The 23,316-nt window shown below is 40.4% G+C and carries 23 protein-coding genes; 21 read left to right on the top strand and 2 right to left on the bottom strand.

All coding sequences use genetic code 11. The annotated features are described in order from the left end of the window. The first annotated feature begins 80 nt into the window (after nt 1-80). The 10 genes from BSR19_RS09060 (at nt 81) to nusB (ending at nt 6,905) form a co-directional block, all read left to right on the top strand. The gene (locus tag BSR19_RS09060) at nt 81-323 is read left to right on the top strand and encodes a DUF3923 family protein (protein WP_082759633.1); all 243 of its coding nucleotides are present in this window, start codon (nt 81-83) and stop codon (nt 321-323) included. A gap of 174 nt (nt 324-497) precedes the next feature. Then, on the top strand, nt 498-647 hold the full coding sequence (locus BSR19_RS11510) for a hypothetical protein (protein ID WP_171966959.1): 150 nt from the start codon (nt 498-500) through the stop codon (nt 645-647). Between the two features lie 503 nt (nt 648-1,150). Then, nucleotides 1,151-2,011: a thioredoxin family protein gene (locus BSR19_RS09050; RefSeq protein WP_060972520.1), complete on the top strand. Its 861-nt coding sequence runs from the start codon at nt 1,151-1,153 to the stop codon at nt 2,009-2,011. A gap of 129 nt (nt 2,012-2,140) precedes the next feature. Next, nucleotides 2,141-2,962, top strand: a complete 822-nt coding sequence (locus BSR19_RS11505) for an ABC transporter ATP-binding protein (protein WP_060972521.1) — start codon at nt 2,141-2,143, stop codon at nt 2,960-2,962. Next, nucleotides 2,952-3,674, top strand: a complete 723-nt coding sequence (locus BSR19_RS09040; RefSeq protein WP_231605965.1) for a hypothetical protein — start codon at nt 2,952-2,954, stop codon at nt 3,672-3,674. The genes BSR19_RS11505 and BSR19_RS09040 overlap by 11 nt, the downstream gene beginning before the upstream one ends. Nucleotides 3,675-3,806: 132 nt before the next feature. After that, on the top strand, nt 3,807-4,868 hold the full coding sequence (locus BSR19_RS09035; protein ID WP_002891832.1) for a M24 family metallopeptidase: 1,062 nt from the start codon (nt 3,807-3,809) through the stop codon (nt 4,866-4,868). Between the two features lie 18 nt (nt 4,869-4,886). Beyond that, the gene (locus BSR19_RS09030; protein ID WP_037598468.1) at nt 4,887-5,342 is read left to right on the top strand and encodes a deoxycytidylate deaminase; all 456 of its coding nucleotides are present in this window, start codon (nt 4,887-4,889) and stop codon (nt 5,340-5,342) included. Nucleotides 5,343-5,457: 115 nt separating this feature from the next. Then, on the top strand, nt 5,458-6,018 hold the full coding sequence (efp, locus tag BSR19_RS09025) for an elongation factor P (protein WP_002891830.1): 561 nt from the start codon (nt 5,458-5,460) through the stop codon (nt 6,016-6,018). 70 nt (nt 6,019-6,088) lie between these two features. Beyond that, nucleotides 6,089-6,478 carry an Asp23/Gls24 family envelope stress response protein gene (locus BSR19_RS09020; protein ID WP_002884704.1) on the top strand — a complete coding sequence of 130 codons (390 nt, stop codon included), beginning with the start codon at nt 6,089-6,091 and terminating at the stop codon, nt 6,476-6,478. Then, nucleotides 6,471-6,905, top strand: coding sequence for a transcription antitermination factor NusB (gene nusB, locus BSR19_RS09015; RefSeq protein WP_002884506.1), 435 nt, complete (start codon nt 6,471-6,473; stop codon nt 6,903-6,905). The genes BSR19_RS09020 and nusB overlap by 8 nt, the downstream gene beginning before the upstream one ends. A gap of 89 nt (nt 6,906-6,994) precedes the next feature. Here nusB and BSR19_RS09010 read toward each other — a convergent pair whose 3' ends face one another. Then, nucleotides 6,995-7,960 carry a LacI family DNA-binding transcriptional regulator gene (locus BSR19_RS09010; RefSeq protein WP_002891828.1) on the bottom strand — a complete coding sequence of 322 codons (966 nt, stop codon included), beginning with the start codon at nt 7,958-7,960 and terminating at the stop codon, nt 6,995-6,997. An 8-nt stretch (nt 7,961-7,968) separates the two neighbouring features. Further along, a complete protein-coding gene (locus tag BSR19_RS09005; RefSeq protein ID WP_002891827.1) occupies nt 7,969-9,411 on the bottom strand; it encodes a sucrose-6-phosphate hydrolase in 1,443 nt (480 codons plus the stop codon). 188 nt (nt 9,412-9,599) lie between these two features. Here BSR19_RS09005 and BSR19_RS09000 point away from each other — a divergent pair, with 188 nt between their 5' ends. From BSR19_RS09000 to BSR19_RS08950, 11 genes are all read left to right on the top strand, one after another. After that, the gene (locus BSR19_RS09000; RefSeq protein ID WP_022496300.1) at nt 9,600-11,501 is read left to right on the top strand and encodes a sucrose-specific PTS transporter subunit IIBC; all 1,902 of its coding nucleotides are present in this window, start codon (nt 9,600-9,602) and stop codon (nt 11,499-11,501) included. 182 nt (nt 11,502-11,683) lie between these two features. Then, nucleotides 11,684-12,577, top strand: a complete 894-nt coding sequence (gene scrK, locus BSR19_RS08995) for a fructokinase ScrK (protein ID WP_002891824.1) — start codon at nt 11,684-11,686, stop codon at nt 12,575-12,577. Nucleotides 12,578-12,642: 65 nt separating this feature from the next. Next, nucleotides 12,643-13,590 carry a mannose-6-phosphate isomerase, class I gene (gene manA / locus BSR19_RS08990; protein ID WP_156247026.1) on the top strand — a complete coding sequence of 316 codons (948 nt, stop codon included), beginning with the start codon at nt 12,643-12,645 and terminating at the stop codon, nt 13,588-13,590. A gap of 2 nt (nt 13,591-13,592) precedes the next feature. Further along, on the top strand, nt 13,593-13,937 hold the full coding sequence (locus BSR19_RS08985; protein ID WP_231605964.1) for a hypothetical protein: 345 nt from the start codon (nt 13,593-13,595) through the stop codon (nt 13,935-13,937). 182 nt (nt 13,938-14,119) lie between these two features. Continuing rightward, nucleotides 14,120-16,669 (top strand): preprotein translocase subunit SecA, encoded by a 2,550-nt coding sequence (secA, locus tag BSR19_RS08980; RefSeq protein ID WP_004183450.1) that lies wholly within the window; start codon nt 14,120-14,122, stop codon nt 16,667-16,669. Nucleotides 16,670-16,688: 19 nt separating this feature from the next. Next, nucleotides 16,689-17,720: a 3-deoxy-7-phosphoheptulonate synthase gene (locus tag BSR19_RS08975; RefSeq protein WP_002891816.1), complete on the top strand. Its 1,032-nt coding sequence runs from the start codon at nt 16,689-16,691 to the stop codon at nt 17,718-17,720. An 84-nt stretch (nt 17,721-17,804) separates the two neighbouring features. Further along, nucleotides 17,805-18,836, top strand: coding sequence for a 3-deoxy-7-phosphoheptulonate synthase (locus BSR19_RS08970; RefSeq protein ID WP_060972522.1), 1,032 nt, complete (start codon nt 17,805-17,807; stop codon nt 18,834-18,836). A gap of 2 nt (nt 18,837-18,838) precedes the next feature. Then, nucleotides 18,839-19,192, top strand: coding sequence for a holo-ACP synthase (acpS, locus tag BSR19_RS08965; protein ID WP_002891813.1), 354 nt, complete (start codon nt 18,839-18,841; stop codon nt 19,190-19,192). A gap of 27 nt (nt 19,193-19,219) precedes the next feature. Beyond that, nucleotides 19,220-20,323: an alanine racemase gene (gene alr, locus BSR19_RS08960; RefSeq protein ID WP_060972523.1), complete on the top strand. Its 1,104-nt coding sequence runs from the start codon at nt 19,220-19,222 to the stop codon at nt 20,321-20,323. 132 nt (nt 20,324-20,455) lie between these two features. Beyond that, the gene (gene recG, locus BSR19_RS08955) at nt 20,456-22,474 is read left to right on the top strand and encodes an ATP-dependent DNA helicase RecG (protein WP_156247025.1); all 2,019 of its coding nucleotides are present in this window, start codon (nt 20,456-20,458) and stop codon (nt 22,472-22,474) included. A gap of 11 nt (nt 22,475-22,485) precedes the next feature. Next, nucleotides 22,486-22,992 (top strand): hypothetical protein, encoded by a 507-nt coding sequence (locus BSR19_RS08950; protein WP_156247024.1) that lies wholly within the window; start codon nt 22,486-22,488, stop codon nt 22,990-22,992. The last annotated feature ends 324 nt before the right edge of the window (nt 22,993-23,316 follow it).

Below are 23,316 nucleotides of genomic sequence, written 5' to 3'. Positions count from 1 at the left end.
CTGAGTCTTTTTTTGCTTTAGGCTGGTTTAAGTTGAGCTTGCTATTCTATGGTTAAGAAAAAAGATACAGGAGTCAGACTATGGTTAAAAAGCGTTTTTTTATAGGATTTAATGGTATTCTTCTAGCCTTATTTCTAGATATTTGTCTTTTAATTAGCATTCGTACAGTGGATCATCACGGCCATTTTCAATCAGCAACAGATAAATGGGAAACTTTGCTTTATGTTTTAGGAATTTATTTTAGTTTTCTTCTTTTTGAAGTTATTTTTTATCTTATTCTGAAACACCGTAGAAGTAAACAAGTTTTAGAACAGGTCTTATAAAGACCTGTCTTTTTGTGTTCAGTGGTAGTGACATTTATGTCACTATTTTTTTGAAAAGGGAGAACTTATAATGACCTTATACCCAAATCCACTAGGTCTTCAAGACGACTAAATCTTTGTATAGTCCAAGTGGTTATTGCTGTATTTATTTTTGAAAAGAAAGGAGAAATAAGAATGCGAACTAAGGCATATGGTGAAGAGCTCAATGCTGAAACCTTAGAAAATGTTACAGGGGGTGGTTTTGTATCTAAACCTCAAACCTTACCTGAACGATTGGGTTGGAACAAATGGTGGTTGAAAAGAAGACCTCCTTATGGCGATTAGAAGTTACCATGAGCACCAAATATGGGAAAGAGAAATATGGATAAACAGAAGAATAATCTTATTAGAAGTTTAAGCATTGTTATCGTGATCGTCTGGCTATTTATTGTGATGATAAATGTTACGTTAAGTTTCACCGAAGGCGTTGCCTTTATTGACCATTGTCTCGTCTGGTCAACTTTTTCACTAGCTTTTTCTTTGTTTGCGCTTAGAGTAGCGAGTAAGGATAAGGAGAAATGATTTTCTCTGCTGATTATTATAGTCTTAGGTTGAGTTTATTTGCTTAGCCTTTTCTTTTTATCTTTAATCCTATGGAATAGTGACATTTATGTCACTATTTTTTATTTCGTTAAGCTCTTATAATGAAGTCATAGCTTGGACTTAGTGGCTAAAGTATTAATATAAATAGAAAAGGAGAGGAACATGGTAATTAGTGTCATGGTACCATTGCTTTTGTTAATTGGTAAAAAGTAAGATGTAACACAGTAAACAAATAAGGAGAATACATGAAGAAAATACAATTTATTTTGATGGCGAGTTTTGTTTTAGGTACTTGCCAGTTAGCAGTGCTTAGTGGAGCAGCGGATGAGTTAGATGTTAAGGAGTCTACAGTCGAATTATCCAATAATTCTGTTGAGAATGGTGAAGTAGAGAATGTGGAAGTTTCTTCTGAAACAGCTTCTCAACAGGTAGCTGAGAAAGTTGAATCTATTAGCGAGACAAAGGAAAATTCGCTTCCTCAATCATCACAGACAGGAGTGGTTGAGACAGAAGTAAGGTCCGAAGAGGTCTCGGTTGAAACTTATGAAAAGAATCTTGAAAACCTGAAGCCAGTCTCTTATAGTGATGTCACAAATATGTTGACTGAAGATGGCGGGGACCATATCCTTTATGTTGGCCGGCCAACCTGCTACTATTGTCGTCAAAATTCTCCAGTTTTGAAGGATTTCAATACCCTGATTGATGGTCAGCTTCTTTATTACAATACAGATTCAGATCAGTTGGACCGTGAGTCTCGTAAAATACTATTTGATAAGCTAGGAATTCCAGGGACTCCAAGTGTCATTCGTCTCAAAAATGGTCAATTGGTTTCTGGCTATCTTGGCAGTGCTCCAGATGCCCGAGATATTTATCAGGCTGTTTTCAAGGAAGAAACTGAGAAAACAGAGACACCAGAGAGAACAGAAGTAGTAGAGAAGGTGGAAAATCCCTTGCCTGAGTCCCCTTCTGAAGATACTATCAAGGATAGTGATAAGGATGTAATTAATCATACTGAAGGGTCTGTTACTAGCCTAATGTCTCAAATTAAGCAAGTTTTTAGGAATCTAACAGATCTGTTTATAAGTCTTTTAGGGAAATTTATCTAACAGACTATTTTTTAAGTTGGAGAAATAAAAGAATTTATCAAATATGATTTCATCTGACTTGGTCCAAGGTCATTTCTTCGTGTATCATAAGCGATTGGGCTAGTTATTTAAACAAAGAAAGGTAAATACATGACAGTGCTAGCGGTGAAAGGCTTAACCTATAGTTTTGGAAAGCAAACCGTTTTGGATAATATCTCGTTCACGTTAGAGAAGGGGGATATTGCTGGTTTGATTGGTAATAATGGTGCAGGGAAGACGACCCTGATGAAACTAGTTTCGGGTATCTTGGCAGAACCCAAGGATATTATTGACTTAAAAACAAAAACAGTAGGAGCCTTGATTGAAGCTCCAGCCCTATATCCCAATATGACTGTTGAAGCTAACCTTAAATTTTATTGTAAATTGTACAGTAAAGATTACGCGTTGATTGACCGTTATAAAGACGAGTTGGAGGTGGCGGCCTATCTTAAACGCAAAGCTTCCAAATTGTCTTTGGGAATGAAGCAACGTGTGGGTTTGTTTATCGCCTTAATTGCTTCAGATGAACTCATCCTTCTTGATGAGCCTACAAATGGTTTGGATCCTAATGGAATCAACAGTCTCCTCACATTAATTAAAAAGTTAGCTAAAAACCATGGTCTAACCTTTATTATCTCAAGTCATATCCTGTCTAATCTTGAACAGGTTTGTACGAAAAATTATTTGTTGAAGAATCATAAGCTAATTTACTTAGATGATAGTGATAATGTCAAATATAAGATTTATACTGAGGATTTAAGTTTGAAGTCATTAATGACCCTACTCAAATTAAATGGTCTCGTTTTTGACCGACAAAAACATGATATCTTAGTCAAAGGATTAGCAGCTGTTAAGCAAGTTATGGATCGGGAGGGAATTCCTTTTACTTATGAAAAAGAAGGGTTAAGTGAGGTGCTATTCAATGAAAAATAAATTAAGAACGGTATTTTTGAAGCAGGAATGTATGACAAGAAGCGTCTTTATTTGTCTTGGATTGGTAGCATTGATTGGTGCAATTGTCATCTTTTGTGATGGCTATAAGGGAGCTTACCTTGGGGCATCTGCGATTATTGCCAGTTATTCTTTTATCGTGGATATCGTCTTTGCTTATCTAGCAGTATCTAGTCTTGGACGAGAATTTCAGAATCGAACAATTAATATGATTCGGGTATCTTCCTTATCTGGATGGGAGGTCATTCTTCGAAAACTCTTAAGTTTCCTTGTATTGTCTATAGTCGCCGCGACTATTCTGGTTTTAGAGTTGGCTTTTTATAAGTATTCTGTGCAACATGTGGATTTTCCTTTGTGGGATTATATCAGAAACATCTATATTGATTTTCTACTCTATGGAGCCTTTATTTATATGATTTCCTCTTTGCTTGTCTTGTTTGTGAAGAATACCTTAACGGCCTTTGTAACGGCTTATTTTGGAGTAACAGGAATGACTTTCTTCACGCTCTATTTGGCTAGTTTAGGGGATACCATGACTAAGCTGATGACTTATGTGCCATTTAGTTTTATGCGAGCAGTCTTTACTAGTGGTCAAGAGTTCTTTAATCTTCGCGAAGCCTTTGTTTTGTTTGTTTGGACTATGGTTTTGCTCCTTTTTATGCCAACTATCTACGAAAAGCGAGCCTTTGTGTAATGCTAATAAAGTCAGAGTTTGATCTGGCTTTTTCTTTATGACCTCAAAAAAACAATCTAAAATGTCAATTTAATCCTTTAAAATCTGAAAATTTGGTATAATTAACCTAAAATACCAAAGGAGTAATTCATAATGCAACGTAGACTTGAACGATTTGATGCCAAACTTGCCCAATCAGGCCTTGATGCCTTGTTGGTGACAGGACAAAACAATATTTATTATTTGACAGATTTCTGGGGGACAAATGCGACTGTCTTCATCACTAAGAATCGTCGCCTCTTCTTAACCGATTCACGTTATACCCTCATTGCCAAACAATCCGTGCATGGCTTTGATATTATCGAAAGTAAGGACCCACTTAAGGATATTGTTAAAATTATCGAGGCTGATAAACTGGAAACAATCGGATTTGATAATCAGGTATCATTTGCTTACTATCAAGGTCTTCAAGCGATTTTTGAAGGCTACACTTTATCACCACAAAGCAACTTCATGGAAGAGTTGCGTATGATCAAGGACGAAAAAGAATTGGCAACTATCCGTAAGGCTTGTTCTATCTCAGACCGTGCCTTTACAGATGTACTTGATTTTATTAAACCAGGTCAAACAACAGAACTACAAGTGGCAAACTTCCTAGATTTCCGTATGCGTGAGTACGGAGCTTCAGGGGTTTCCTTTGAGTCTATCATTGCTTCAGGTTACCGTTCTGCTATGCCTCATGGGGTTGCTTCAGAAAAGGTTATCCAATCTGGTGAAACCTTAACGATGGACTTTGGTTGCTACTACAACCACTACGTTAGCGATATGACTCGTACTATCCATATTGGTGACACCACTGATGAGGAGCGTGAAATTTATGATATCGTTCTACGTTCTAACCAGGCCTTGATTGACGCAGCTAAGGCTGGTATGACACGTCGTGACTATGATAAGGTTGCGCGTGATGTTATTGTCGAAGCGGGGTACGGTGACTACTTTACACATGGTATTGGACATGGTATCGGTCTTGACATTCACGAGATTCCTTACTTTGGTAACTCTGATGAGACTATCGAAGCTGGTATGGTCTTGACGGACGAGCCAGGTGTTTATTTGGCTGACAAATACGGTGTTCGTATCGAAGATGACATCATTATCACAGAAAATGGTTGTGAATTGATTACCCTTGCGCCTAAGGAATTGATTGTTCTCTAAGATTTGGAGGAATACTTTATGCCAAACCGTTTATCTTGGCAAGATTATTTTATGGCTAATGCAGAGCTGATTTCTAAGCGTTCTACGTGTAATCGTGCCTTTGTTGGAGCTGTTTTAGTCAAGGACAAGCGTATTATCGCTACAGGTTATAACGGCGGAGTTTCTGAGACTGATAACTGTAACGAAGTAGGCCACTATATGGAAGATGGTCATTGTATTCGTACGGTACACGCAGAGATGAATGCCCTTATCCAATGTGCCAAAGAGGGGATTTCTACCAAAAATACAGAGATTTATGTGACTCATTTTCCTTGTATCAACTGCACCAAAGCCCTCTTGCAAGCTGGTATTGTTAAGATTACATACAAGGCCAATTATAGGCCCCATCCCTTTGCGATTGAATTGATGGAACAAAAAGGCGTTTCTTATTTGCAACATGATGTTCCAGAGGTTCACTTAGGAATGGATGACTAGTTTGTTCTTTGAAAAAAGCCTGAGGATTGGGCTTGAATCTATAAAACATTTGAGCCATGCTATCATTTATGGTAAAATAAACTGATAATAATTTTTTACAAAGAGGTATTTAATAATGATTGAAGCAAGTAAACTCCGTGCGGGTATGACTTTCGTAACTAACGATGGCAAATTGATCAAAGTTCTTGAAGCTAGCCACCACAAACCTGGTAAAGGTAACACAATCATGCGTATGAAATTGCGTGATGTTCGTTCAGGTTCAACTTTTGATACTAGCTATCGTCCAGAAGAAAAATTTGAACAAGCAATCATCGAAACAGTACCAGCACAATACTTGTACCAAATGGATGATACTGCATACTTCATGAACACTGAAACATATGACCAATATGAAATCCCAGTAGCCAACGTTCAAGAAGAATTGAAATTTATCCTTGAAAACTCAGACGTAAAAATCCAATTCTACGGAACAGAAGTTATTGGTGTTCAAGTGCCAACAACTGTTGAATTGACTGTTACTGAAACACAACCATCAATCAAAGGTGCAACAGTTACAGGTTCAGGTAAACCTGCAACACTTGAAACTGGTCTTGTGGTTAACGTTCCAGACTTTATCGAAGCTGGTCAAAAATTGGTTATCAACACAGCTGAAGGTACTTACGTATCACGTGCCTAAGCCCAACTAAGTCTTTCAAACCACTGGTTTGAAGGCTTTATTTTCCAAACTAACGGAAAGGAAACATGCGATGACTACAGAAAATATCGGTGAAATTGTAATTGCCCCTCGCGTGCTCGAAGTGATTACAGGTATCGCTGCAACTAAAGTGGAAGGTGTTTACGCCCTTCAAAATAAAAATGTTACGGATAGTCTCAGCAAAACAAGCTTGGGACGTGGTGTTTACCTCCGAACAGAAGAAGATGGTACTGTAAATGCTGATATCTACGTCTCACTTCAGTATGGGGTTAACGTACCAGCGGTTTCAATTGAAATTCAAAAGGCTGTTAAAGCAGCTGTCTATGATATGGCAGAAGTGGCAATTTCAGAAGTCAATGTTCACGTTGAATCTATTGTTACTGAAAAGTCACAAAAACCAGACTTGGCTGAATTGTTTAACGAGGATTTTTTGAATGACTAATATCTTTAAAGATTCACGTCGTGACCTTCGTGAGCGTGCTTTTCAAACGCTTTTTGCCCTTGAATTTGGTGGAGAAGCTCTGGAACAAGCACATTTCGCTTACACTTATGACAAGCCAATTGACGAAGAAACTGAAGTTGATGTACCAGCCTTTCTTCTTAGCCTAGTAACAGGTGTCCGTGAAGAGTTGGCCCAACTTGATAGTCAAATTGAAGAAAAGTTGAAAGAGGGTTGGAGCCTCTCACGTTTGATTGTGACAGATCGTACTCTCCTTCGTTTGGGACTTTATGAAATCACGTCATTTGAAGAAACACCAGGACGTGTAGCTATTAACGAAATCATTGAAATCGCTAAAAAATATTCTGATGAAACATCTGCTAAGTTCATTAATGGTGTACTTAGTCAGTTTGTGACAGATGAAGCATAAGCAAAAGAAGTTGAACGTTGTTTCAACTTCTTTTTTTCTACAAATGTAACAAGAAAAAGTCGCAAGCGGAGATTTCTTGCGACTTTCATTTATATACTGCCACCAGCAATCAGACTCACTGGAAGTACATAATCACGATTAACTGTTTTGCCTTTCATTTTCTTGAGAAGAATTTCGACACAAAGCTTAGCAATTTCATCCAAAGGTTGTTGGATAGTTGCTAACTCTGGGTAGAAGTGACGGATAAAGGCGGTACCGTCATAACCGATGATTTTTAGGTCATCTGGGATAGAAAGTCCCAATTGTCTAGCTATCTTCATAACCAAGATAGCTGTTAAATCGTCCGAAACAAAGATGCCATCTGGTTTTTCACGAGAGATAATAGATTTGATTTCTAATTCTCGTCGCATGAGAGACAAATCGTTTGGAACAGGACAAATAATACCTTTCTTGTCCAATTCATAATTAAAACCTAGTTGACGAAGTCCTGTTGGAGAATCCGAATTATCATAGCCTGTAATCATGACAATGCGTTGACAGCCAGCCTTGACCATAGCTCTTGCGGCTAACTTGCCACCTTCAAAGTTGTCAGACGAAACAATAGGAATCTTTGGGGCGAGATTACGGTCGAAGGCAACGATGGGAGCTTCAACCTTCTCATAATCCTCAATACCAAGATTGTGACTAGACGAGATGATGCCGTCACATTGGTTGGCGGCAAGCATCTCCAAATAGTCTCTCTCCTTGTTAGGATCATGCTCACTATTACAAATAATGGTTTTATAGCCTTGCTTAAAGAGTTCATCCTCAAGACGTTCAATAAGTTCGGCATAAAATACATTGGAAATATTTGGGAAAATCAAGCCAACGAGTTTGGCCGACTTTCCTTGGAGGCCTCGAGCTAAATTATTTGGTTTATAGTTGAGTTCTTGCATAGCAGCGTGAACTTTGTCAATGGTCTTTTGTGAGAGGTAGCCCTTTTTGTTTATGACGCGAGAAACTGTGGTTGGGCTCACACCAGCCAGTTCGGCAACGTCAGTAAGCTTTGCGACCATAAATCACCTTAGTATTTCAAGTCGAAGTAGTGTCCAGAAACGTTTCCTGACGTTACTTTGATACCAGTTTGTTCTGCACTTGGGAAAACACGACTAGTGAAGACTTTCTCACCTTTGTTGAAGTAAATTTCAACGATTGAGTTATCTACAAAGATGTTTGCTGTTGCAGCTTGACCGGCATCAAGTGTACATTCACGACTTGTTCCAAAGTCAGTAGCATATTGTTCACCAGCTTTAGAACGGTCAAGGATAACTTTTCCGTTCTCAGTATCAACAGTAAGTGACAAGCCCTTTCTTTCTTGGTCTGCGAAGAGGACAAGTTCTGTTTGAGTGTTAGCTTCAAAGTTAAGTTCAAGCTCGTAAGTGTTAGTTGTTGCCGTTTTTTCAGAGAAATCTTCTTGACTAGCACGTAAGCTTGTAATAGCTTCTACTGGGTATTGGTAGAGTTTACCATCTTTGATAGATAATTCTTTAACCAAGCTCATAGCACCTTGATAGTCGTATTTGTCAGTTGGATAGTCCACGTCTGGGAGACCAATCCAGCTAACAATAAGGGCACGACCATCAGGAGTGTTAAATCCTTGAGTAGCATAAGCTTCGAACCCGTAGTCCAAGTTAATAATTGGTGTGCCATCAACAAGGGCAGGTTTCTCAGGGTCGAAATCTTGGAAAATCTTATAAGTATTAGGGTAAATATTGCCATAGTCAAGTTCAGCTTTATCAAGACCTTGTGGGCTATAAAGAAGAACAGGTTTGGTATCTACAAAGACAAGGTTAGGACACTCAATCATGTATTCTGAGCCAGTACCACCAAAGTCTAGGTCTCCAACTTCAACCCAGTTTTCGACATCATTATCAACAGCTTTGTAAAGTTTGATAAAACCTTGTTTATCGTGGTTTTGAGCACCTACGATAGCATAGAATTGTCCCTTGTAATCGAAGATTTGAGGGTCACGGAAGTGCCCAGTAGCGTCAGCAGGTTGTTTGATAAGAACCTTGTCGAATTTTTCGATTTTGCCGTCTTTATCCATCCAAGCGCCGATTTGACGTGGGTCACGAATCCAGTTTTCATCACGAACGTTCCCAGTATAGAAGATAAAGAGTTTATCACCGATTTGATAAGCAGAACCTGAGTAGGCACCGTGGCTATCATTTTCATGGTCTGGCAAGAGTTTGACACCAGTTTCTGTAAAGTGAACCAAATCTTCAGTTTCAGTATGCACCCATTGTTTCAAACCATGAGCAGCTCCAAATGGCCAACTTTGGTAGAAAAGTTGGAACTTACCATTAAAGTAAGAAAAACCGTTTGGATCATTAAGAAGCCCTGTTTCTGGTTCGATATGGTAACTTGCACGCCAAGGTGATTTAGCGACATTTTCTCTAATCTTTGTTTTTTCTTCGTCTGTCCAATCTGCGTATGGACGGTAACGAACTTCTGTTGGTAGATTCATATTTAGTAATCTCCTAATCTATTTGTTAATAATATAGTAAACGTTTTACCTATAAAAATCAACGATTTATAACAAAAAATAAAAAAATATGCTAAACGGTTGACATATGGCAGAAAGATGCTAAAATAGTTATCGTAAAGAAAAGCTAAACGCTTTCATACCAAATTTTATTAAGGAGAATTTTGCAAATGGATAACAAACAAATTGCAAAAGAAGTCATCGATGCCCTCGGTGGACGTGAAAACGTCAACAGTGTTGCTCACTGTGCGACTCGTCTACGTGTGATGGTCAAAGATGAAAACAAAATCAATAAAGAAAAGGCTGAGAACATTGAAAAAGTTCAAGGTGCTTTCTTTAACTCAGGTCAATACCAAATGATTTTTGGTACAGGTACTGTTAACAAGATTTACGACGAAGTCGTTGCTCAAGGTCTTCCAACAGCATCTAAAGACGAACAAAAAGCAGAAGCTGCTAAACAAGGTAACTGGTTCCAACGTGCTATCCGTTCATTTGGTGACGTTTTCGTTCCATTGCTTCCAGCAATCGTAGCGACTGGTCTTTTCATGGGTATCCGTGGAGCAATCAATAACGATACAGTTCTTGGTTTGTTCGGTACAACATCAAAAGCTTTTGCTGCTACTGATTTTTATACTTACACAGTTGTATTGACAGATACAGCCTTCGCCTTCTTCCCAGCCTTGATTTGTTGGTCAGCCTTTAACGTATTTGGTGGTTCACCACTTCTTGGTTTGGTTCTTGGTTTGATGATGGTTAACAACGCCCTTCCTAACGCTTGGGATGTTGCATCAGGTGCTGCTAAACCAATTTACTTCTTTGATTTTATTCCAGTAGTAGGTTACCAAAACTCAGTGCTTCCAGCCTTCTTCGTAGGTTTGCTTGGTGCTAAGTTCGAGCAATGGGTTCGTAAATGGGTTCCAGACGTTCTTGACCTTCTCTTACGTCCACTTATCGTCTTCGCAGTAATGTCAGCTTTGGCCCTCTTTATCATTGGCCCTGTCTTCCATACTGTTGAAAGCTATGTTCTTGCTGCTACAGAATGGATTCTTAACTTGCCATTTGGTCTTGCTGGTCTTGTTCTTGGTGGAGTTCACCAAGTTATCGTCGTTACAGGGGTTCACCACGTCTTTAACTTGCTTGAAGCTAACCTCATTGCTAATACTGGTAAAGACCCACTTAACGCTATCATCACAGCTGCTATGACTGCCCAAGCTGGTGCGACACTTGCAGTGGGTGTTAAAACTAAAGATGCTAAATTGAAAGCACTTGCTTTCCCTGCAACTCTTTCAGCGGTACTTGGTATCACTGAACCAGCTATCTTCGGGGTTAACCTTCGTTTCGGTAAACCATTTATCATGGGTCTTATTGCCGGTGCTGCTGGTGGTTGGTTGGCATCAATCCTTAACCTTGCTGGTACAGGATTTGGTGTAACAATCGTTCCTGGTACACTTCTTTACCTTAACGGTCAAGTACTTAAATATGTTCTTATGGTACTTGTAACACTTGCTCTTGGTTTCGCTCTTACTTGGATCTTCGGTTACAAAGAGGAAGAAGTTGAAGCTCAAAAAGAAGTTGTTGCTGAAGATATTGCATCTGCAGAATCAGCTCCAGTTGCATTGCAAGCTGAAACAATCGCTGCTCCACTTAAAGGTGAAGTTGTAGCTTTGGAAAATGTTAATGATCCAGTCTTCTCATCAGGAGCTATGGGTAAAGGTGCCGCTATCAAACCTTCAGGTAACCAAGTAGTTGCACCATTTGATGGCGAAGTGCAAATCGCCTTCCCAACAGGTCACGCTTACGGTCTTAAATCTGATAAAGGTGCTGAAGTGCTTATCCACATCGGTATCGACACTGTCTCACTTGACGGTAAAGGATTTGATGCTAAAGTTCAAGCAAATCAACGTATTAAAAAAGGTGATGTCTTGGCTACCTTCGATAGCTCAGTAATCACTGAAGCAGGTCTTGACGATACAACTATGGTTATCGTTACAAACACTGCAGACTTCGAAGATGTTTCATCAGTAGCGACTGGTTCGGTTGCTGAAGGTGCAGACTTCATCGCAGTTAAATAATAAGCTAGAAAAGTCGAAGCCAATTCGGCTTTTTTAGTTAAATGGCTCATAAAGATAAGTGTGAAGCAGAGCAGTCGGTGCCTCCTTAAACAAGGTCTCATTTAGATTGTCTTTTGCCTAGCTTTTCTTTATAATAGTATGAAATAGTTATTTATTGATTACAAAAGGAGATAGCTTTACCTATGGCTAAACTTTACGGAAGCTTGGAAGCTGGTGGTACAAAATTTGTTTGTGCTGTTGGCGATGAGAAATTCCAAGTCGTTGAAAAAACTCAATTCCCAACAACTACACCTTATGAAACAATTGACCGTACGATTGAATTTTTCAAACGTTATGAAGATCAATTGGCTGGAATTGCAATTGGTTCATTTGGACCAATTGATGTTGATCCAAACTCTGAAACATATGGTTTTGTGACTTCAACACCAAAACCACATTGGTCAAATGTCGACCTTCTTGGTTTGATTGCTAAAGAGTTTAATATTCCTTTCTACTTTACGACTGATGTTAACTCATCTGCTTATGGTGAGACACTTGTTCGTAAAGGTGTTAAGAGTCTTGTTTACTACACTATCGGAACTGGTATTGGAGCCGGTGCTATTCAAAATGGTGAGTTCATTGGTGGTATGGGTCACACTGAAGCTGGTCACGTATATGTACCTCTTCACCCAAATGATGTTTCCAATGAATTTAACGGAACTTGTCCATTCCACCGCGGATGTTTGGAAGGTTTGGCTGCTGGTCCATCACTTGAAGCCCGTACAGGTATTCGTGGCGAATTGATTGAGCAAAATTCTGAGGTTTGGGATGTTCAAGCTTACTACATTGCTCAAGCTGCTGTCCAGGCAACTGTGCTCTACCGTCCAGAAGTTATCGTATTTGGGGGTGGTGTTATGGGACAAGAACACATGCTTCGTCGTGTCCGTGAAAAATTCACAGCTCTTTTGAATGGTTACCTTCCAGTGCCAGACGTGACTGAGTATATTGTGACACCTGCTGTTTCAGGTAATGGCTCTGCAACACTTGGTAACTTTGCACTTGCCAAAGATGTAGCTGACAAACACTCACGCAAATAAGCAAAATATGTAAAATCGCTTTAAGACGTGATCTTAAGGCGTTTTGCTCTATACAGGAGGATGTAATGGAACCTTTATTTTTAGATTCGCCAATGCATGAAAAAATCTGGGGAGGTAATCGACTTAAGACAGAGTTTGGTTACGATATTCCCAGTGAACACACTGGTGAATACTGGGCAATTTCTGCCCATCCTAATGGTGTATCCTATGTCAAAAACGGAAAGTATGCTGGTTTTCATCTGGCAGAACTTTACAAGGATAAACCAGAACTTTTTGGAAATCCCAAGACTAGTGTTTTTCCTTTGTTGACAAAGATTTTGGACGCTAATGACTGGCTCTCAGTACAAGTACCCCCTGATGATGCTTATGGACTAGAGCATGAAGGTGAGCTAGGAAAGACAGAATGTTGGTATATTATTGATGCTGAAGAGGGTGCAGAGATTATTTATGGTCACAAGGCTAAGACAAAGGAAGAATTGGCGTCCTTAATTGAAGCAGGTGATTGGGACGGACTTTTGTCGAAAACTCCTGTTAAGAAAGGTGACTTTTTCTTTGTACCAAGTGGTACCATGCATGCTATTGGTCCAGGTATCCTTATCTTAGAAACTCAACAATCTAGCGACACGACTTACCGTGTCTATGATTTTGATCGTAGGGATGATCAGGGTAATAAACGTGAGCTTCATATTCAACAGTCTCTTGATGTCTTGGATCTAGGGGACCCAGAAAATAGCGTCCCAGCAACTGTTAAGACCTTGCAATTAGAGTCGACTTGTTTGACATCAAACTCCTTCTTCACCGTATATAAATGGAAACTCAGTGGCTTGGTTGACTTCAAACAATCAGCTCCTTATTTGCTTTGTTCGGTACTTTCTGGCAATGGGACTATGACTATCGATTCACGCATTTATTGTCTAAAAAAAGGTGATCACTTCATTCTTCCAAATGATGTGACAGATTGGGAAATTGATGGACAATTGGAGATGATTGTCAGTCACCCTAACGAGGCTTAAGTATGAGTAATGAAAAAGTTTTAGCTGCACTATTTGAGCGTATTGAAATCGGCAAATCCTATTATTTTGAGGGAGCTTACTATAGTCTGAAAGATTATGGAGATCACATTTATGGCTTACAACGGGCCATTCCGGGTATGTGCGGTGAAAAAACGGCATCCCCTAGCATCAAATTTTACTGGAAAAATGGTGTCTTGGACTATCAATTCTACGTTGATTTTGAAGCTAGCCCTATGATAATGAAGGCCTATAGCGGTACCGACCATGCCTTCTTTGAGCAGGCTTTTGAAAATCTCTTGCATGATTTTGAGGATATCCTAGAGAGCCAAGAGAACTCTAAGAAGTAGTTTTAAAGCATTATTGTCGATATTTTCAGTGAATCTAATAAAAAAGTTTTCGTTTATTTGCAAATCCATTGTGAAAGCCCTTAAACTAGGGCTTTTTTCTTTGTCAATCCTTGAGTGATTTCTTGTTTAAAGGGGGCTTTTGTGGTAAAATATGGAGATAAAGACTGTCGAAAGGAAAAAAGATGGCAAATATATTACGCAAAATCATTGAAAATGATAAAGGCGAAATTAAGAAACTAGAAAAAACTGCCAAGAAAGTCGAGAGCTATGCTGATGCAATGGCAGCTCTTTCAGATGAAGAACTTCAGGCAAAAACAGAAGAATTTAAAAAACGATATCAAAACGGAGAAAGCCTAGACCAACTCTTGCCAGAGGCATTTGCAGTTGTTCGTGAAGGGGCAAAACGTGTCCTTGGACTTTTCCCATATCGTGTGCAAATCATGGGTGGTATTGTTCTTCACCATGGTGACGTCCCAGAGATGCGTACAGGGGAAGGGAAAACCCTGACTGCGACAATGCCTGTTTACCTAAATGCTATTTCAGGTGAAGGTGTGCACGTTATCACTGTTAACGAATACCTTTCAGAGCGTGATGCGACTGAAATGGGTGAGCTTTATAGTTGGCTTGGTTTGTCAGTAGGGATTAACCTTTCAGCCAAATCACCAGCTGAAAAACGTGAAGCTTATAACTGTGACATCACTTACTCAACCAACTCAGAGGTAGGTTTCGACTATCTTCGTGATAACATGGTTGTTCGTAAGGAAAACATGGTACAACGTCCATTGAACTATGCCTTGGTCGATGAGGTTGACTCAGTTCTTATCGACGAAGCTCGTACACCATTGATTGTATCAGGTCCTGTAAGTTCAGAAACTAATCAGTTATATCACCGTGCGGATGCCTTTGTTAAGACCTTGACAGAGGATGATTATGCCATTGATATTCCAACAAAAACGATTGGTTTGAATGACTCAGGTATTGACAAGGCTGAAGAATTCTTCAACTTGGACAACTTGTACGATATTGATAATGTTGCCTTGACTCACTATATTGACAACGCCCTTCGTGCCAACTACATCATGTTGCATGATATTGACTATGTGGTCAGTCCTGAGCAAGAAATTCTTATCGTTGACCAATTTACAGGTCGTACCATGGAAGGACGTCGTTTCTCAGATGGGCTCCACCAAGCCATTGAGGCAAAAGAAGGTGTGCCAGTTCAAGAAGAAACGAAGACATCTGCCTCAATCACTTACCAAAATATGTTCCGTATGTACAAGAAATTGTCAGGGATGACTGGTACTGGTAAAACTGAGGAAGATGAATTCCGTGAAATTTACAACATGCGAATCATTCCGATTCCAACTAACCGTCCAATTCAACGTATTGACCACGATGACCTTCTTTACCCTACCTTGGATGCTAAATTCCGCGCTGTGGTACAAGATGTTAAACGTCGTTATGAAAAGGGACAGCCAGTCCTTGTTGGTACGGTTGCCGTTGAAACATCTGACTTGATTTCTAAGATGTTGGTTGAAGCAGGTATTCCTCATGAAGTGCTAAATGCCAAGAACCACGAAAAAGAAGCGCATATTATCATGAATGCGGGTCAACGTGGTGCCGTTACGATTGCGACCAACATGGCCGGTCGTGGTACCGACATCAAACTTGGTGAAGGTGTTCTTGACCTTGGTGGACTCTGTGTCATTGGTACAGAGCGTCACGAAAGCCGCCGTATCGATAACCAGTTGCGTGGTCGTGCGGGACGTCAAGGGGACCCAGGGGAATCTCAATTCTACCTTTCACTTGAAGACGAATTGATGCGTCGTTTCGGTTCTGATCGTATCAAACAAGTCTTGGAACGTTTGAATGCTGATGATGAAGATATTGTTATCAAATCACGTATGTTGACACGCCAAGTGGAAGCGGCTCAAAAACGTGTCGAAGGAAATAACTACGATACTCGTAAACAAGTCCTTCAGTACGATGACGTTATGCGTGAACAACGTGAAATCATCTATGCTGAGCGTTATGATGTTATCACAGCGGAACGTGACCTTGAACCTGAGATTAAGGCTATGATTACGCGTACGATTAACCGTACAGTAGATGGTCACAGCCGCAATGATCAAGAGGAAGCTCTTAAAGGTATTTTGAACTTTGCTCGTCAGGCTTTGGTTCCTGAGAATGCCATCTCACTTGAAGATTTACAAGAAGTGGGAGAGGTAACGAAACGTAGTGTTAATTATGACGCTATTAAAGTTTACTTGAATGAGTTAGCAGATGATGTTTATGATCGTCAAATCAAGAAATTGCGTTCAGAGGAAGCTATCCGTGAATTCCAAAAAGTCTTGATTTTGATGGTTGTTGATAACAAGTGGACGGACCACATCGATGCCCTAGATCAATTACGTAATGCCGTTGGTTTGCGTGGTTATGCACAAAACAACCCAATCGTTGAGTATCAATCTGAAGGGTTCAAGATGTTCCAAGATATGATTGGGGCAATTGAATATGATGTGACACGTACAATGATGAAAGCACAAATTCATGAACAATCTCGTGAAAATGTGAATGAACGTGTTTCGACAACAGCAACAGGCAATATCCAGGCCCACCAAGCAGATGCTAATGGTCAAGAAATTGACTTTAGTAAGGTTGGTCGTAATGACTTCTGTCCATGTGGCTCTGGTAAGAAATTTAAAAATTGTCACGGTCGTAAACAATTTTAGGAAAAAATAGGTAATTATTATGGTTTTTAAAGCAGTAAGTGAAAAAATTGATTTTGATGCAGTTAAAGAATCAACTACATTAACAGGTGAAGCTCTTGCCAAGAAACAAGCTCGTGATAAAGAGCTTGAAGCAATCATCAAGGGTGAAGATGACCGTACGCTTTTGGTTATCGGTCCATGTTCATCTGATAATGAAGAAGCTGTTCTTGATTATGCTCACCGTTTGGCTAAACTTCAAGAAGAAGTTAAAGATAAAGTCTTTATGGTTATGCGTGTCTATACAGCTAAACCTCGTACAAATGGTGATGGCTATAAAGGACTTGTACACCAACCTGATGCTGAAGGGAAACCAAACCTAATTAACGGTATCAAGGCTGTGCGTAACCTTCACTACCGTGTTATCACTGAAACTGGTATCACAACTGCTGACGAAATGCTTTACCCAGAAAATCTTCCTTTGGTAGATGACCTTGTGTCATACATTGCCGTTGGTGCACGTTCTGTAGAAGACCAACAACACCGTTTTGTTGCGTCAGGTATTGATGTTCCAACTGGTATGAAGAATCCAACATCAGGGAACCTTAACGTGATGTTTAACGGTATCTACGCTGCACAAAACAAACAAAACTTCCTCTTTAACGGTGAAGAAGTTGAAACTCCAGGGAACCCATTGGCACACGTTATTCTTCGTGGTTCAACGAATGAATATGGTAAAAACGTGCCTAACTTCTACTATGATGATGTGCTTGAAACAATCGAACACTATGAACAAATGGGCCTTGAGAATCCATTCATCGTTATTGATACAAACCATGATAACTCAGGTAAACGTTACTTGGAACAAATCCGTATCGTTCGTCAAACCTTGATTAACCGTGATTGGAATGAAAAAATCAACAAAGTGGCACGTGGTTTCATGATTGAATCTTACCTTGAAGATGGCCGTCAAGATGCGCCAGATGTCTATGGTAAATCAATCACTGACCCATGTCTTGGTTGGGATAAGACAGAAGAATTGATTCGTGAAATCCACGATACATTGTCAAAATAATAAGGTAACAGAAACCATATATGGGGAGTGAACCGTTTGGATGACCAAGCGGTTCGCTCTCTTTTCACAAAGAGAGGGAAATAGATGGGAATTCATCAAAATAGTCCGCTGATTGATGTAGCGGAAGTAAGGAAATTGCATGCTCTTACGGGAGACGCACTAGTAACTAAACAGGCTAATGATGAGGCCTTGGCAAAAATTATCAAGGGTGAGGACAAACGTATTCTCTTGGTTATTGGTCCATGTTCATCTGATAATGAAGAAGCCGTTCTTGACTATGCTCACCGTTTGGCCAAACTTCAGGAAGAAGTGAAGGACAAAATCTTTATTGTTATGCGTGTTTATACAGCTAAACCACGTACTAATGGGGACGGTTATAAGGGGCTTATCCACCAGCCAGATGCAGAGGGTGATGTAGACCTTCTTGCTGGGGTTAAGGCGGTTCGCCACCTTCAGTCACGTATTATTACTGAAACAGGCCTTCCAATCGCTGACGAGATGCTTTATCCGTCAAATCTTTCCTTCTTTGATGATCTGCTTAGCTATCACGCTATTGGAGCACGTTCTGTCGAGGACCAAGAACACCGCTTTGTAGCTTCAGGTATTGATGTGCCAATTGGCTTGAAGAACCCAACGTCAGGGAATTTGAATGTCATGTTTAATGGTATCTATGCGGCGCAGAACCAACAGCATTTCCTTTACAATGGTGCTGAAGTTAAAACAGATGGTAACCCACTCGCTCACGCTATCCTGCGTGGTGCCAACAATGAAAATGGTCAGAACATTGTCAACTACCATTACGAGGACTTGGTTAAGGCTTTGGACAAGTATAGTGCATTTAATTTGGAAAACCCATTTATTCTTGTTGATACAAACCATGATAACTCAGGTAAAAACTTCATGGAACAAGTTCGCATTGTGCGTGAAGTCCTTCTTAACCGTGAGTGGGATGAGCGTATCGCGGATACCGTGCGTGGCTTTATGATTGAGTCTTACCTTGAGGATGGTCGTCAAGACACACCTGAAGTTTATGGTAAATCAATTACAGATCCATGTCTTGGTTGGGCTAAGACAGATAGCCTTATTCGTGAAATCCACAATCGACTTTCGTTATAATTATGATTTTTGGACATGGTATAGACTTGCAGGAAATTTCAGCTGTAAAAAAGGCTTATGACCGCAATCCACGCTTTGCAAAAAAGGTATTGACACCAAAAGAGTGGGAGCGTTTTGAATCCCTTTCTGGTAATCGTCAGATGTCCTATTTAGCAGGGCGCTGGGCCGGTAAGGAAGCATTTTCAAAGGCTTGGGGTACTGGTATTGGAGCAGTCGGCTTTAAGGATATTGAAATATTGACCAATGACAAGGGAGCTCCAGTGGTGACCCAATCACCTTTTGAAGGCAAGGTTTTTATCTCGATTTCCCATAGCGGTGATTTTGTTCAGGCAAGTGTCATTTTAGAAAAAAACTAAGAGATAGATGTTGGAAGAGGATAGCTTATGATTTCAAGTTTACATCGACCAACCTTGGCAAAGGTTGATCTATCAGCAATTTCAGAAAATATTGAACAAGTGGTTAGTCACATCCCTAAACAGGTAAAGACTTTTGCAGTTGTTAAGGCCAATGCTTATGGTCATGGCGCTGTCGAAGTGGCCAAGCATGTATCTAAGCAGGTGGATGGTTTTTGTGTTTCCAACCTAGACGAGGCGCTTGAACTTCGTCAAGCTGGCTTAGAACAACCGATACTTATTTTAGGAGTCGTCTTGCCAGACGAGGTTCCTTTGGCTATTCAAGAAAACATCACTCTGACGGTAGCTTCGCTTGAGTGGTTGGAAATGGCTAAGAATCAAGGGCTTGATTTAACTGGTTTGACCTGCCATATTAAGATTGATTCAGGTATGGGCCGTATTGGGGTGCGTAACCAAGAGGATGCGGTTAGCTTGATTGCTGGTCTGAAATCACTTGGTGCGGATGTCGAAGGTATTTTTACCCATTTTGCAACGGCTGATGAGGCAGATGATAGTAAATTCAAGCGTCAATTAGCCTTCTTCACGGATTTGGTTAATAACTTGGTGGACCGTCCTCGCTTGGTACACGCTAGCAACTCTGCGACGAGTATCTGGCATGCAGAAACAGTCTTTAATGCGGTACGTCTGGGTGTTGTTATCTATGGTCTCAATCCTAGTGGCAGTGCTTTAGACCTTCCATATAGGATTCGTCCTGCTTTAAGTTTGGAGACTGCACTTGTTCATGTTAAGACCCTGCCAGCAGGTCAAGATGTAGGTTATGGTGCAACCTATACGACGACAGCTGATGAGGTTATTGGAACCATTCCGATTGGCTATGCGGATGGTTGGACTAGAGATTTACAAGGTTTCCATGTTATTGTGGATGGACAGCTTTGTCCTATTGTTGGGCGTGTGTCTATGGACCAGATTACTGTTCGCCTTCCTAAGGTTTATCCCCTAGGAACTCCTGTCACTCTTATGGGTGAAAATGGGGGAGCAAGCATTACTGCGACAGAGGTGGCTGAAAAACGTGGCACTATCAACTACGAAGTTCTTTGTTTACTTAGTGACCGCGTACCTCGTAGCTATGATTAATATCAATAAAAAGAGAAATCCAGTTTGATGCTGGATTTTTTGGTTTTAGTGAAGACCATTTTCATGTGTTATAATAGCTGATAAGGCTTCCTTTTTCACGGGAAGAAGAACACGATAGAAATGATAGAGGATATGATTCAACTAGATTCACCAATTGCGGATTTGAAAGGCTTTGGGCCTAAGTCCGCTGAAAAATTTACCAAATTAGATTTATACACGGTTGGGGACCTCTTGCTTTATTTTCCTTTCCGATATGAGGATTTTAAGAGTAAGTCTATCTTTGAACTGATGGATGGCGAAAAGGCTGTTATTACGGGAACAGTGGTGACGCCTGCCAATGTGCAGTATTATGGCTTTAAACGGAATCGTCTGAGTTTTAAAATCAAGCAAGGAGAGGCTGTGATTGCCATTAGTTTCTTCAACCAACCTTATCTTGTGGATAAGATTGAGATGGGGGCAGAAGTGGCTATTTTTGGCAAATGGGACCAGAAGAAGTCTGCTGTGACTGGTATGAAAGTCCTGGCTCAAGTTGAGGACGATATGCAGCCAGTCTACCATGTAGCCCAGGGTGTTAGTCAGGCCCAACTGATAAAGGCCATAAAGGCAGCTTTTGATAGTGGGGCCCTTAATTTGTTGGAGGAAAATCTCCCTCAGGTGCTGCTGGACAAGTACCGTCTCATGGGACGTCAAGAGGCTGTGCGTGCCATGCATTTTCCGAAAGATTTGGCTGAATATAAGCAGGCTCTACGTAGGACCAAGTTTGAGGAGCTCTTTTATTTCCAGATGAATTTACAGGTGCTGAAGGCTGAAAATAAGTCCGAAACCAATGGTCTAGCAATTGCTTACGATGAAGCCAAAATCAAAGCCAAAATTGCAGCATTACCGTTCCCCTTAACAGAGGCCCAACAGCGTAGTTTATCGGAAATCCTAGCTGATATGAAATCTGGGGCTCATATGAACCGTCTCTTGCAAGGAGATGTGGGCTCAGGGAAAACAGTTATCGCTAGCTTGGCTATGTATGGGGCCTATACGGCAGGATTTCAGTCTGCCCTCATGGTACCGACGGAAATCTTAGCAGAGCAGCATTATCAGAGTTTACAGGGGCTTTTTCCTGAGCTAGAGGTAGTGCTCCTAACTTCTGGGATGAAGGCGGCGGACAAGAAGGTAGCTCTTTCTAAAATCGAATCGGGGGAGGCTCAGATGATTGTGGGGACTCACTCACTGATTCAGGATGCTGTGACTTATCACAGGCTTGGGCTAGTAATTACTGATGAGCAGCACCGTTTTGGGGTTAATCAACGTCGTATTTTCCGTGAGAAAGGTGACAATCCTGATGTCCTTATGATGACAGCGACACCCATTCCTAGGACTTTGGCAATCACTGCCTTTGGGGAGATGGATGTATCTATCATTGACCAGATGCCAGCTGGACGTAAGCCCATCATCACCCGTTGGGTTAAACATGAGCAGTTAGATACTGTATTGACTTGGATTAAGGGGGAGTTGGAAAAAGATGCTCAGGTCTATTTTATTTCTCCTCTGATTGAAGAGTCTGAGGCTCTTGATTTGAAAAATGCGGTAGCTCTTCATCAGGAACTCACAGAGTTCTTTGGGGATTCAGCTACAGTAGCTCTGATGCACGGTCGTATGAAAAATGATGAAAAAGACCAAATTATGCAAGATTTCAAGGACAGAAAATCTCAGATTTTAGTATCAACTACAGTTATCGAAGTAGGGGTTAACGTGCCAAATGCTACAGTTATGGTCATTATGGATGCGGATCGTTTTGGACTTAGCCAGCTTCACCAGCTTCGAGGGCGTGTAGGTCGTGGCGATAAGCAGTCCTACTGTGTTTTGGTGGCTAATCCTAAAAATGATACTGGTAAAAAACGCATGCAGGCCATGTGTGAGACCACGGATGGCTTTGTTCTAGCTGAGGAGGATCTTAAAATGCGTGGCTCAGGTGAAATCTTTGGGACACGTCAGTCAGGTATTCCTGAATTTCAGGTGGCCGATATTGTGGAAGACTACAATATCTTAGAGGAAGCCAGACGGGTGGCTAGCCAAATTGTATCTGACCCTAACTGGCGAGAGAATCCTGAATGGCAGGTGCTAGGAGCACATTTGAGAAGCCAAGGTGAGTTTGATTGAGGAGGAAACCAATGAACAAAAGACGGTTAAAACTCGATTTTTTTGCAATCTTGCATCCCTTATTTCTTATGATGTTAGGTCTCATATTTTATTTTTTCGCCTTCATCTTGATTTGGTTTATTACCGAATTGACAAAGCTGATAGAAGGAAAGACAGACTTTCATACCCTATATCTTTATTCACTTCTTATCTCTCTATCTTGTTCGGTATTACTGATTATGTACGTCGCGGGTCTTATAGCTCAACTGATTATCCATATACAGCATCAAAAGGAAAGAACGCTTTTGCCAGTCTGGTGCATGCTTACAGCTGTACTGATGCTTGTGCCCCTATTCGAAGATTTTAGTATCTTAGGCTCGGCCTGGAATTTTAAAGGGTATTTTCTTTCCATAGTTGCCTACATTGCCTATCTCTTTACAAAGCTACCCAAGGTTATTGAAAGTTACCGCTATCATGCGACAATTCGCTATGCCGTTTGGGTGGCTCTGGTGTTGGGTCTTATCTTATCCATGCTTTAGACAGAAAAACTCTCAGTAAACTCACTGAGAGTTTTAAGTTTCCTTCAAGCTTATTACAAGCTTTCTTTAAGTTAGGCAACCTATAATAAAACCATCAAAACGAGATAGGTTTTGATAATAAAACGTTTTGGCTAGGCCAAACCATTCCTAAAAAGGAGGACATAACAATGACAGTAAAAATTAAAGTAACCTACAACCCAAATTTCCAAAAGCATCCTCAAGACTTTAAGGTTTATCAAAACTAATATTGATGCTAAGAAGAGGCTAAATTTACCCATATTCTACAATTTTCATCCCTCATTTTCCAAAATCCCTTTTTCCTTT

The organism is Streptococcus salivarius, from assembly GCF_009738225.1.
GTDB lineage: Bacteria > Bacillota > Bacilli > Lactobacillales > Streptococcaceae > Streptococcus.
This window is presented reverse-complemented; position numbering and strand designations above follow the sequence as displayed.

Excerpts from the sequence above, each read along its gene's own strand:
- BSR19_RS09060 (WP_082759633.1), top strand. The coding sequence starts at position 81 with ATGGTTAAAAAGCGTTTTTTTATAGGATTTAATGGTATTCTTCTAGCC.
- BSR19_RS11510 (WP_171966959.1), top strand. The coding sequence starts at position 498 with ATGCGAACTAAGGCATATGGTGAAGAGCTCAATGCTGAAACCTTAGAA.
- BSR19_RS09050 (WP_060972520.1), top strand. The coding sequence starts at position 1,151 with ATGAAGAAAATACAATTTATTTTGATGGCGAGTTTTGTTTTAGGTACT.
- BSR19_RS11505 (WP_060972521.1), top strand. The coding sequence starts at position 2,141 with ATGACAGTGCTAGCGGTGAAAGGCTTAACCTATAGTTTTGGAAAGCAA.
- BSR19_RS09040 (WP_231605965.1), top strand. The coding sequence starts at position 2,952 with ATGAAAAATAAATTAAGAACGGTATTTTTGAAGCAGGAATGTATGACA.
- BSR19_RS09035 (WP_002891832.1), top strand. The coding sequence starts at position 3,807 with ATGCAACGTAGACTTGAACGATTTGATGCCAAACTTGCCCAATCAGGC.
- BSR19_RS09030 (WP_037598468.1), top strand. The coding sequence starts at position 4,887 with ATGCCAAACCGTTTATCTTGGCAAGATTATTTTATGGCTAATGCAGAG.
- efp (WP_002891830.1), top strand. The coding sequence starts at position 5,458 with ATGATTGAAGCAAGTAAACTCCGTGCGGGTATGACTTTCGTAACTAAC.
- BSR19_RS09020 (WP_002884704.1), top strand. The coding sequence starts at position 6,089 with ATGACTACAGAAAATATCGGTGAAATTGTAATTGCCCCTCGCGTGCTC.
- nusB (WP_002884506.1), top strand. The coding sequence starts at position 6,471 with ATGACTAATATCTTTAAAGATTCACGTCGTGACCTTCGTGAGCGTGCT.
- BSR19_RS09010 (WP_002891828.1), bottom strand. The coding sequence starts at position 7,960 with ATGGTCGCAAAGCTTACTGACGTTGCCGAACTGGCTGGTGTGAGCCCA.
- BSR19_RS09005 (WP_002891827.1), bottom strand. The coding sequence starts at position 9,411 with ATGAATCTACCAACAGAAGTTCGTTACCGTCCATACGCAGATTGGACA.
- BSR19_RS09000 (WP_022496300.1), top strand. The coding sequence starts at position 9,600 with ATGGATAACAAACAAATTGCAAAAGAAGTCATCGATGCCCTCGGTGGA.
- scrK (WP_002891824.1), top strand. The coding sequence starts at position 11,684 with ATGGCTAAACTTTACGGAAGCTTGGAAGCTGGTGGTACAAAATTTGTT.
- manA (WP_156247026.1), top strand. The coding sequence starts at position 12,643 with ATGGAACCTTTATTTTTAGATTCGCCAATGCATGAAAAAATCTGGGGA.
- BSR19_RS08985 (WP_231605964.1), top strand. The coding sequence starts at position 13,593 with ATGAGTAATGAAAAAGTTTTAGCTGCACTATTTGAGCGTATTGAAATC.
- secA (WP_004183450.1), top strand. The coding sequence starts at position 14,120 with ATGGCAAATATATTACGCAAAATCATTGAAAATGATAAAGGCGAAATT.
- BSR19_RS08975 (WP_002891816.1), top strand. The coding sequence starts at position 16,689 with ATGGTTTTTAAAGCAGTAAGTGAAAAAATTGATTTTGATGCAGTTAAA.
- BSR19_RS08970 (WP_060972522.1), top strand. The coding sequence starts at position 17,805 with ATGGGAATTCATCAAAATAGTCCGCTGATTGATGTAGCGGAAGTAAGG.
- acpS (WP_002891813.1), top strand. The coding sequence starts at position 18,839 with ATGATTTTTGGACATGGTATAGACTTGCAGGAAATTTCAGCTGTAAAA.
- alr (WP_060972523.1), top strand. The coding sequence starts at position 19,220 with ATGATTTCAAGTTTACATCGACCAACCTTGGCAAAGGTTGATCTATCA.
- recG (WP_156247025.1), top strand. The coding sequence starts at position 20,456 with ATGATTCAACTAGATTCACCAATTGCGGATTTGAAAGGCTTTGGGCCT.
- BSR19_RS08950 (WP_156247024.1), top strand. The coding sequence starts at position 22,486 with ATGAACAAAAGACGGTTAAAACTCGATTTTTTTGCAATCTTGCATCCC.